Source organism: bacterium (assembly GCA_027622355.1).
GTDB lineage: Bacteria > UBA8248 > UBA8248 > UBA8248 > UBA8248 > JAQBZT01.
The window spans coordinates 1-10,543 of record JAQBZT010000069.1 but is presented as its reverse complement, the minus strand read 5'-3'; the positions used below and the strand labels follow the sequence as shown (position 1 = coordinate 10,543).

At 63.5% G+C, this 10,543-nt stretch carries 11 protein-coding genes; all 11 read right to left on the bottom strand.

Going from position 1 to position 10,543, the window contains the following annotated elements; translation table 11 throughout:
* Window positions 1–198: 198 nt before the first annotated feature.
* A complete protein-coding gene (locus tag O2807_05890) occupies window positions 199–1,383 on the bottom strand; it encodes a thiolase family protein (protein MDA1000034.1) in 1,185 nt (394 codons plus the stop codon).
* Window positions 1,384–1,487: 104 nt separating this feature from the next.
* Window positions 1,488–2,468: an RluA family pseudouridine synthase gene (locus O2807_05885; GenBank protein MDA1000033.1), complete on the bottom strand. Its 981-nt coding sequence runs from the start codon at window positions 2,466–2,468 to the stop codon at window positions 1,488–1,490.
* On the bottom strand, window positions 2,465–2,968 hold the full coding sequence (gene lspA / locus O2807_05880; GenBank protein ID MDA1000032.1) for a signal peptidase II: 504 nt from the start codon (window positions 2,966–2,968) through the stop codon (window positions 2,465–2,467). The genes O2807_05885 and lspA overlap by 4 nt, the downstream gene beginning before the upstream one ends.
* Before the next feature lie 14 nt (window positions 2,969–2,982).
* The gene (ileS, locus tag O2807_05875; protein MDA1000031.1) at window positions 2,983–5,835 is read right to left on the bottom strand and encodes an isoleucine--tRNA ligase; all 2,853 of its coding nucleotides are present in this window, start codon (window positions 5,833–5,835) and stop codon (window positions 2,983–2,985) included.
* 7 nt (window positions 5,836–5,842) lie between these two features.
* Window positions 5,843–6,844 (bottom strand): tryptophan--tRNA ligase, encoded by a 1,002-nt coding sequence (gene trpS / locus O2807_05870; GenBank protein ID MDA1000030.1) that lies wholly within the window; start codon window positions 6,842–6,844, stop codon window positions 5,843–5,845.
* Between the two features lie 35 nt (window positions 6,845–6,879).
* Entirely contained in the window at window positions 6,880–7,566 is a 687-nt protein-coding gene (locus tag O2807_05865) for a site-2 protease family protein (protein MDA1000029.1), read from the bottom strand.
* A gap of 117 nt (window positions 7,567–7,683) precedes the next feature.
* Window positions 7,684–8,220 (bottom strand): tetratricopeptide repeat protein, encoded by a 537-nt coding sequence (locus O2807_05860; GenBank protein MDA1000028.1) that lies wholly within the window; start codon window positions 8,218–8,220, stop codon window positions 7,684–7,686.
* Window positions 8,221–8,386: 166 nt separating this feature from the next.
* Window positions 8,387–8,644 (bottom strand): hypothetical protein, encoded by a 258-nt coding sequence (locus O2807_05855; protein ID MDA1000027.1) that lies wholly within the window; start codon window positions 8,642–8,644, stop codon window positions 8,387–8,389.
* Window positions 8,645–8,841: 197 nt separating this feature from the next.
* Window positions 8,842–9,351, bottom strand: coding sequence for a cytochrome c (locus O2807_05850; GenBank protein ID MDA1000026.1), 510 nt, complete (start codon window positions 9,349–9,351; stop codon window positions 8,842–8,844).
* 268 nt (window positions 9,352–9,619) lie between these two features.
* Window positions 9,620–10,141, bottom strand: a complete 522-nt coding sequence (locus tag O2807_05845) for an NUDIX domain-containing protein (GenBank protein ID MDA1000025.1) — start codon at window positions 10,139–10,141, stop codon at window positions 9,620–9,622.
* A 22-nt stretch (window positions 10,142–10,163) separates the two neighbouring features.
* The coding region (locus O2807_05840) for a VOC family protein (GenBank protein ID MDA1000024.1) at window positions 10,164–10,543 on the bottom strand (380 nt) is incomplete at its 5' end.

Below are 10,543 nucleotides of genomic sequence, written 5' to 3'. Positions count from 1 at the left end.
CATCTTCCCCTGCTCGACGCGGCGCGCGAGGCGCGCCCCGAGGCCTTCGATCGCCCGATCGGCGATCTCGCGGCGCATGTCCGTCAGCACGGCCGGGATGCCGCCCTGGGAGAACACCTGGGCGATGCCGGCCCCCATGGTTCCGGCGCCGAGGATGAAAGCTTTTTTCACTTCCATGATGCCGCTTCCTCTTTCCGCCTAGGCCACGCGCTGCAGAACGACGGCCACCCCCTGGCCGCCGCCGATGCAGGCACTCACCACGCCCAGCTCCCCGCCGCGCTGCTCCAGCGCACTCAGGCAAGTGGCGATCAGCTTCGCGCCCGTCGCCCCGACCGGGTGGCCGAGCGCAATGGCGCCGCCATGGACGTTCAGCTTCCGGCGATCCCACTTGAGCTCGCGCTCGACGGCAATGACCTGGGCCGCGAACGCCTCGTTGACCTCGATGAGATCCATATCCTCGAGCGCGAGGCCCGCCATTTTCAGCGCCTTCGGGATGGCCGGCACCGGACCCAGCCCCATGTGCTTGGGCTCAACGCCCGCCGAGGCGTAGCCGCGCAGCACCGCGATGGGCTTGGCCCCCAGCTCCTCGGCACGCTCGCGGGCGGCAAGCACCAAAGCGGAGCCGGCGTCCGCCTGGCTGCAGGAGTTCCCCGCCGTCACCGAGCCGGTTTCGTGAAAAACCGGCTTGAGGCGGGAGAGCTGCTCGGCCGAAACCCCTTCGCGGGGCGTCTCGTCCTTTTCGAAAAGGGTCACTTCTCCCTTCCGCCCCTTGATCTCGACGGAAACGGTCTCGGACGCGAACCGCCCGCCCTGCAGTGCGGCGATCGCCTTCCCCTGGCTCTCGGCCGCGAAGTCGTCCTGCTCTTCGCGGGAGATGTTGTACTTCTCCACAAGATTCTCCGCGGTCACCCCCATGAGCTCGCCCGCGAGCGGGCACATGTAGCCGTCCTTGTAGATGAGATCGAGAAACTCGGCGTGCCCGAAGCGGTTGCCCCACCGGGCACCCGGCTGGATATAGGGAACGTTCGTCGTACTCTCGGCCCCGCCGGCGAGAACCACGCCGGCGTCCCCGGCGCGGATGGCCTGGGCCGCCAGCGCGGCGGTCTTGATGCTCGAACCGCAGCGCTTGTTGACGGTGTAGGCGGGCACCTCATTCGGGAGGCCCGACCCGACGCTGATCAGGCGGGCGCTGTTGGGGCCGACCCCCGCCTGCCAGCCGTTCCCGAAGATGGCCTCATCGAAATGCCCGGGCGCGATCCCGGACCTTCGAATGGCCTCCCGGGCGGCCAAAATCCCCAGCTCGGGGGCGGTAAAGGACTTGAGCGCACCACCGAAGGCGCCGCCCGCCGTCCGGACGCTGCTCAAGATCACCACTTCTCTCATGTCGTCTCTCCGGTGAGAAAGTTCCGGTTTCGTTCCTTTTGTAAATGTATATCTTCTTCGCTTATGGCACAGCCCCGGCGGAAACGGCAAGGCGAGGGAGCGGCTCACCTTCCCCCCGCCGGGCTTCCCCGAAGCGCGGCAAGGACCTCTTCCATGTCAAAGGGGAGGCCCGACTCGCAGACGCAGGGCTCCCCCGATACCGGATGGACGAACTCCAGCCGGAAGGCGTGGAGGGCTTGCCGGCCGATCAGCGCATCGAGCGGATCGCCGGCGCGCTTTCGCCTCCGCCCCTCCTTGGAGAGGCGCGCCCCGCCGTAGATCGGATCGCCCAGGACGGGATGGCCGATGTGGCGAAGATGCACCCTGATCTGGTGGGTGCGCCCGGTTTCGAGATTGACCTCCAGAAGCGCAGCCCCATCGAATTGCTCCCTCACCTTGTAATGGGTGATCGCCGTGCGGCCGCCCTCGCGCACCGTCATCTCGGTCCGGTGCCGGGGGTGGCGCCCGATCGGGGCGTCAATCGTCCCCTCCGCCGGAGCCGGAACGCCGCGCACGATGGCGAAGTAGCTCCGTCTGATCTGCCGCGCCTTGAGATCGGCCGAGAGCCGCCGGTGGGCGGCGTCGGTCTTGGCGACGACCAGCAGTCCCGAGGTGTCCTTGTCGAGGCGGTGGACGATGCCGGGGCGCTCGACCCCGCCGATGCCGGAGAGCTGCCCCCGGCAGTGGTGCAGGAGCGCCGCGACCAAGGTCCCGCCCCGCGCGCCCGTGCCCGGATGAACGACCATGTCCGGCGGTTTGTCCACGACCAGCAGATGGGTGTCCTCAAAAAGAATCTCGAGGGGGATGTCCTCGGGTGCGAGTGTGAGCGGCTCGGGGGGCGGGACATCGATCTCGATGCACATGCCCGCCTCAACACGTTCGCCGCTCTTGAGGGCGGGCATCCCCGCCACGCGGACATGTCCTTCGCGAATGAGATTTTGAATCCGCGACCGGGAGAACTGCGGAAGCTGCGCGGCCAGGTAGGCGTCCAGGCGCGGAGCGCCGTCATCGCAGACGAGTTCGATGCGTTCGGCCGCCGCGTTCATGCCCCGGACGAAGAATCTGCCGCGCCGCCGTCGGCTTCCGCGGGCCGGCGGAAGATGTCGAGCGCAAGAAGGATCACGCCCACCGTGATGCAGCTGTCCGCCAGATTGAACGCCGGCCAGTGATAGGCGCCGTAGTAGATGTCCACGAAGTCGATCACCTCGCCCCAGAGGACGCGATCGATCAGGTTGCCGCCCCCGCCGCCGAAGATCATAACGAGGGCCGCCCTGCCGGCAGGATGGGCCGTGGAATGCGAACGGTAGAGACAAAAAACGAAGATGAGTGCGGCGAGCGTCGCGGTGATGAAAAAGGCCTGGCCCCACACGGGCGGCAGCCCGCCGAAGATGCCGAAGGCCCCGCCCCGGTTCCGGACATGGGTGAAGTCCAGAAACCCCGGAATGAGGATCAGGCTCTCGCCCAGAATAAATCTCGCGGTAATGACCTGCTTGATGATCTGATCGGCGAGGGCAATGAGCGCACCCCAGGTGAAGAAAATCCCCATTCGACTTCTCGGCGTCACGGCAAAAGTTCCGCGGCGATCCGTGCGCAGCGAGCCGACAGATCGGGGAAGCGGGGGTCGGAACCGACATCCTCTTTGACCTTCCAGGACATGGCGCACTTCCGCCCCTTCGCCTCGAGGACCTCGACCGAGAGGCCGGAAATCTCCTCGCCCGCATAGGCGCCGACGGGGGCCGCGCCATCGGGCGCGAGCTCTGCACCCGATACGATGAAGACATCCTCCATCTGTCCGGCAAGCGGAGCGAGCTTCTCCCGCAGCCCCTCCGGCGCATAGACGCGCACCTGGTAGTTGAGCGAGCTGCCGCCGCCCTTGCCCGCGCTTTGCCGCACCTCCTCGAGGGCCTTGAGCACCTCGCCGCGGACGCGGATGAGCGGCTCCCAGGCCGCCTCGAGCGCGGGGTCGTGCCGGGACGGGTCCGTCTCCGGGAAGGGCACCATGTGAATGCTCTCCCCATAGTGGCGGGGGGTGAGCTCATAGCACTCCTCCGCGGTGAACGTGAGAATCGGGGCCATCAGGCGAAGCAGCACATCCAGTATCTCGTGGAGGGTGCTCAGCGCCGACATCCGCTCGTGCCCATCCGGCAGCGAAATGTAGAGCCGATCCTTGATCACATCGAGATAAAAGGAAGAGAGGTCCACCGCGCAGAAGTTGTTCAGCGCGTGATAGACGATGTGAAACTCGTACTCGTCATACGCCTTGCGGACGCGCTCGATGAGCCGATCGAGGCGGCTGATGATGAGCCGGTCGATCTCGGGCCGCTCGGCGAGGGGAACGATGTCGCGCTCGGGCCGGAACACTCCATAATCGCGCAGGTTGCCGAGGAGGAAGCGGCAGGTGTTGCGGATCCGCCGGTAGGCCTCGGCCATCCGGGTAAGGATCTCCGGCGAGATGCGGATATCCTCGCGGTAGTTCTCCCCTGCCACCCAGAGGCGGAGTACCTCGGCCCCGTACTTTTGAATAATCTCCCCGGGCGCCATCGCGTTGCCGAGGCTCTTGCTCATTTTCTTGCCCTTGCCGTCCACCACATAGCCGTGGGTGAGCACCTCCCGGTAGGGGGCGGCCCCGCGCGTGCCGACGGCCGCGAGGAGCGAGCTGTGGAACCAGCCGCGGTGCTGATCGCTCCCCTCGAGATACATGTCGCAGGGCCAGGTCAGATCCGCGCGCCGCTCCAGAACGGCGGCTTGGCTCACCCCGGAGTCGAACCACACATCGAGGATGTCGGTCTCCTTGCGGAAGTCCGCCCCGCCGCATTTGGAACATTCGTAATGTTCGGGCAGAAGCTCTTTCGCCGACCTCTCGAACCAGATGTCCGCGCCGCTCTCGCCCATCATGTCCGCCACGCGGTTCACCACCTTCGCGTCAATGACGGCCCCGCCGCAACCCTCGCAATGAAACGCGACGATCGGGACGCCCCAGGAACGCTGACGCGAGATGCACCAGTCGGGGCGGTTCTCGATCATGTTGAAGATGCGCTCCTCTCCCCAGGGAGGCACCCAGGCCACCTTGCGGATCTCCTCGAGCGCCTTTTTCCGCAAATCATTCTGCTCCATCGAGATGAACCACTGCGGGGTGGCGCGGAAGATGGTGGGCCGGTGGCTCCGCCAGTCGTGCGGATAGGGATGGGTATAGTCCTCGACGGCAAAGAGCATCCTCCGCTCGCGGAGCAATTCGATGATCCTCGGGTCTGCGTCGAAGACAAACTTGCCGGCGAAGTGCTCGACCTCGGAGGTGAAGCAGCCGTCATCGTCCACCGGGCTGTAGACCTCGAGACCGTACTTCAGGCCGGTTTCATAGTCCTCGCGCCCGTGGCCGGGGGCGGTGTGAACGACGCCGGTTCCCTGCTCGAGGGTGACGTAATCGGCGAGAACGGTGATGGCGTCGCGGTCGATCCAGGGGTGGCGCGCGGCGAGACCCTCGGCCGCGCCCCCGGGGAAGGTCGCCACGTTCTCGAAAGAAGGCGCCCCGCCTTCCTTCTCGGCCATGGCCGCGAGGCCGGGGAGAAAATACTCGTGGAAGATCAGCAGCTCATCCCCCGCGCGGAAGACGCCGTACTCGAGCGCGCCGTTGAAGGCGAGGGCGAGGTTGGCCGGAAGCGTCCAGGGAGTGGTCGTCCAGATGAGAACGCTCGCTCGCTGCCCCTTGAGCACTCCCTTCAGGGCGGGGATTTTTTCTTCCCACGCGGCAGCTTGCGCATCGCTCAGAGGAAAGCGCACATAGATGCTCTTGGTGGTGATCTCCTCGTACTCGACCTCGGCCTCGGCGAGCGCCGTCCGCAGGCCGGGGGCCCAGTGGACGGGCTTGAGCCCGAGGTAGACGCTTCCTTTTTCCATGAAGCGGGCCAGCTCGCGGACGATATCGGCCTCGTAGCCGTAACCCATGGTGAGGTAAGGCCTGTCCCAGTCCCCCAGCACCCCGAGGCGTTTGAACTCCTCGCGCTGGATGTCGATGAACTTCTCGGCGTACGCGCGGCACATGCGCCGCTTTTCGACCGCGCTCACCTCGAAGCGCTTCTTCCCGAGCTCCTTGTCCACCTGATGCTCGATGGGAAGGCCGTGGCAGTCCCACCCCGGGACATAGGCGGCATCGAAGCCCGCCATCTGCTTCGACTTGACCACGATGTCCTTGAGGATTTTGTTCAGCACCGTTCCCATGTGGATGTGGCCGTTCGCGTAGGGGGGGCCATCGTGGAGGATGTATTTTTTCTTTCCGGCCGACTGTTCGCGCAGCTTTCCGTACAGATCGGCTTCCTCCCACGCCTTGAGGCGCTCGGGCTCGCGTTGGGGAAGGGTCCCCTTCATCGGGAAAACCGTGTTCGGCAGGTTGAGCAGTTGCTTGTAGTCCACCGTCATCCCTTTTTTACGCTCCGGCGGCGTCCACGGACCGGGAGGGTATCCCCACCGCCTCGCGGACCAGCCGCATGGTCTTCCCCGCCTCGGCGCGGGCGCGTGCCCCGCCCTCTGTCAGCACCTTTTCCACAAATCCCGGATCGGCCGCCAGACGCTTGCGCTCTTCGCGAAATGGGCCAAAATGGGCGTCAATCTTCTCGATGAGCGCCTTCTTCGCATCCCCGTATCCGAAACCGCCCGCGCGGTAGCGCGCCTTCATCTCCGCGACCTCGGCCTCGCTCGCCATCAGTTGATACAGCGCGATGACGTTGCACTTTTCGGGATCCTTCGGGTCTTCCAGCGGGGTGGAGTCGGTCACGACGGACATCACCCTTTTCCGGAGCGCCTTCCCCTCCTGGAATATCTCGATGGTGTTGTCGTAGCTCTTGCTCATCTTCTGCCCGTCGATGCCGGGCACCTTGGCGCCGGCGTCGAGCCGATGGTCGGGGATCGGGAAAATCTCCCCATACATGCCATTGAACGCCTGGGCCATGTCGCGCGTCATCTCGATGTGCTGGATCTGATCCTCGCCCACCGGCACCACGTTCGAGCGGTAGATGAGAATGTCGGCCGCCATAAGGACGGGATAGTAATAAAGACCCACCGAGGGGGCGATGCCCCGCTGGACCTTGTCCTTGTAGCTCGTCGCCCGATCGAGCAGCCCCTTCCCCGTCACCGTGCCGAGCATCCAGGCCAGCTCCACCACCTCGGGCACATCCGACTGGCGGAAAAAGACGGCCTTTCCCGGATCGAGGCCCAGGGCGAGGTAATCGAGGGCCACATCGTGCGTCCGCTCGGCCAAGAGCTTCCGATCCTGAACGGTGGTCATCGCATGGTAGTTGGCGATGAAGTAGTAGGCCTCGCCCTCGTCCTGGAGGGCGATGTGCTGGCGCAGCGCGCCGAAGTAGTTCCCCAGGTGAAGCTTTCCCGAGGGCTGGACGCCCGAGAGAAACCGGATTTTCTTCTTTCCGATGCCGTTCACAACCTCCGCGCCCCACCTTCTCCCGCTCAGGAAAGCCCGGGAAGGCTCAGAATATTCCGGATGATGGCCAACTCCGCCGACCGGAGTGTGAGGTAGATCGGCCCCATGATCCAGCGGAGACCGCCCACCAGGATCAGCCCCAGAACGATGAAAAATCCGTACGGCTCCAGCTGACTATACTGCCAGGACAGCCGCGGCGGAAGCAGCCCGTTGAGAATGCGCCCGCCGTCAAAAGGCAGAATCGGAATCAGGTTGAAAGCCGCCAGCGCCGTGTTCACCACGAAACCCATCTGCAACATGAGCGAGAGCGGATAACTGATCGTTCCGGCATCAAGCCCGAACCGCCGCATCAGTATTAAGATCAGCCCGCTCACGATAGCGAGCAGGAAATTCGTCACCGGCCCCGCGAGCGCCACCCACATCATATCGCGGCGCGGGTGCTGAAAATGGCGCGGATCGACCGGCACCGGCTTCGCCCAGCCGAACCCGACGCCTGCCGCCATCGAAATTACGAAAGCCAGCGTCCCCATCATGTCAAGATGGACAATGGGGTTGAGGCTGAGCCTTCCCATCAGCCGGGCGGTGGGGTCCCCCAGCTTGTCGGCAATCCACCCATGGGCCACCTCATGAAAGGTCAGCGCCAGGAGGATGGCCGGAATCGCGATGGCCAGTTGCTGGAGATAGTCGGAGGAAAACAAGAGGATCCTTTTCAATCGCCCCGAAAAACAGCGAAAACCGGCGGAAAAAAAGCGGGGCACTCCCCGCGGCACGGGCTGAGTCTAAGGATTTGAGCGAAAGGGGTCAACGGAGGGGCAAGAGCAAGAACCCGGTCAGTTCAGGAGGCCCACCAGGTCGCGGACCTGGTTGCGGAGCACTTGCTCCTCCGGCGCGAGCTGGACAGCTCTGTAAAATTCGCCGAGCGCCTTGCCATACTTTTTCCGCTTCAGGTAGAGGCGCCCCAGGTTCATGTAAGGGAAATGACGGGGTGTGTAGCGGGGAGCGGTTTTGGCTTTCTGGAACCACTCGAGGGCCGCGTCCTCCTCGTCCAGCTTGATGAGGTAGGAGCCGATGTCGTTGTAGGGATTTCCGAACTCATCGTCCGTCTCGATGGCCTGGTGGCACTCTTCGATCGCCTCCTCGTATCTTTCCTGAAAGCTGTACATCCAGCCGAGGTAGGTGTGGGCGTCGGCGGTGGGGTAAAAAGCGATCGACTCCCGATAAAGCTCAATCGCTTTCTCGATGTCCTTGCCCTTGTGGGCTTTGGCCGCCTGCTCCATCAGCCGAATGGCGCGGCGAAGCTCCGGATTCAGGCGCGCTTCCTCGGCGTATTTGTCTTCAAAGGAGATGTCCGGAAATTCCTCGCGCATCACATTTTCTCCATAAGCGCACGGGCACCGAAGCCCCCCGCACGGCACGGCATTCAATCTTCCGGCGGGGTTGGATTCTTGTCAAGAAGAGAAAACGGCGATTATTCTTCAAAAAAATGCCCCGGCCGAGATGGCCGGGGCGCGTATCGTGGACTGCGCTTTGCTCCTAAAAACCAAACGCCGCCCGGAAGGCCTCATCCGCCGAGGTCCACTGCAGACCCTTGGCGTGCTTGCCGCGAAGCGCCTTGAGGTCACCCATCGTGCTCATCGAGCCTTCCTGGGTGATACGGGCGCCGTGCTGAAAAGGGCTGGCGCCGGGCAGTTTCTTGCCGGTCTGATGGACGAGGCTCGGGCCGGAAGTCGCGCACCCGGCGAGCAGACCCGAGGCCGCGATCACGGCCAAAAAGCTTGTCGAACGGAACATTTTTCTCGCGCACATCATTTGGACATCTCCCCATATGGGCAAAGTCCGCACCCTTCACCACTGGAAAAAAGTGGTAAAACTGCTGTCACCCCCTAAAACACCGAAAAGGAGAAGATTAATCCCGCCCGGGCGTCCACAAAAAAAAAGTGCCCCGGCCGAGATGGCCGGGGCACTTTCAGAAAGTCCTTGCGGCGAAACTACTTCTTCATCATCTTCTTCTTCGGCGGCACCCGGTACGCCTTGTGGCATTTTCCGCAGTTGGCGCCCACCGTCTTCACGGCGTTGGCGATGCCGGCCTTGTCGTTGTTCTCGACCGCAGTGAGGAGAATCTGCGCCGAGAAGGCGAGATTTGCGGCCCCCTGATCGAACGTGCTCTTCTCGGTCCAAATCTTGGCCAGGGCGGTCGTCGGAGGGGTCAGATCCTCTTTCGCGAAGGCGCCGGGAATCTTCTTCGCCGCGGCGGCCATGTCCATCGCGCCGCTCCGCAACAGCGAGAACGCCGCATAGCCCTCGCCCTTGGACGCCGTGACGATCTGCTTCATCAGACCACCCTGCTTCTTCATCAGCTTCTTCCGTGCCAGGACGGTCTCGCTTTTGGCCCCCACGACCCCGGAAAGCTCATCAAAGACCCCGCCGCCGGTGCATCCCGCCACAGCCACGGCAAGCAAAAGAACAACGCCCCATGAGGTCCAACGCGCAATTTTCATTCGTTTTTGCTCCTCTCTATGTGTGCGATCCCAAACTTATCACTGTAAAAACAAAATGAGACCAAACCCATATGGTCTCGCTTTATACCTAACCCGTAAAAGACCGCTATGTTTCCCGATGTATGCTTAACCATACCACATTTGGGTAAAAAAAACGGCTCTTTTATCAGATCATGCCGCCCCAGAAAACAGGAAATCAGGTCATACCATCCCCTCGGATGCGGTGATTCTCCCACCCGCCCCTACCCGAAGTCATACCAGCCCAAAGTCATGAGCCCAAAGTCATGAATGCAATGAGTGCACCATAATACGACCGACCGCGCCAGGGAACCGCTCCGCGGAGCGATCCACGAAAATCCATGTATTTCAACCGCATCCGCAGATCAAAAGCGGGAAAGAACCCCCCGGAGCACCTCGCCGGATATGGCCTCCACCGCCTGGGCGTGCGGCAGCCACTTCCGACCCCTTTGTCCTTTTCCGGCCAGCTCGGCGCTTCCTTCCGGACCTGCAGGCGGTGAACCGCCACCCGGCATCTCCCCGCCCCGATTTCATAATCGAACCCTGTGAAGGATACCGGCTCGACCATCCCCTCGACGCCCGCCTCCTCCCAGGCCTCCTCCGCCGCCGCCTGTACCGGCGTCTGGCCCGGCTCGATACCTCCCTGCGGAAGCACCCACCGCTCCTCCCCAACCTCGGCGCCCTCGCGGGTCGAGACAAGGAGAATGTCGGGCCCCTTCACTCCCTCCCGCCAGGGAACAATGGCCACTTGGTGGAATAACCGCTCGCTCATGGTTGTACCGATGCAAAAAAAGTCAGAAGTTGCCGAACACCTCGACCAAGTTGCGGGAAGGGTCCCGGAAAAACAGCTGGCGCAGGCCGATTGCGGAATTGATCCCATCGCGCACTTCGACACCGGCCGTCTCAAGTCGCCTTTTCACAGGTTCGACGTCCTTCGCCGCAAACGCGAAATGCGTTTCGCCCGCGCCAGTACCCGGAACCACTCCCCCGCGCGCCTCGGGCGGGCGTTCGGTCAAATGCAGCTGGCAGGCGCCGGCCTGGAACCAGTAGCCCGGATTCGGTAACGGGGGCCGCTCGATCTCGGCGAGTTCCAGAAGACCCGCGTAAAAATCCCGGGCCTCTTCCAGATCGTCCACCGCCACCGAAATGTGGTGCATCCCCTCGAGCATGTTTT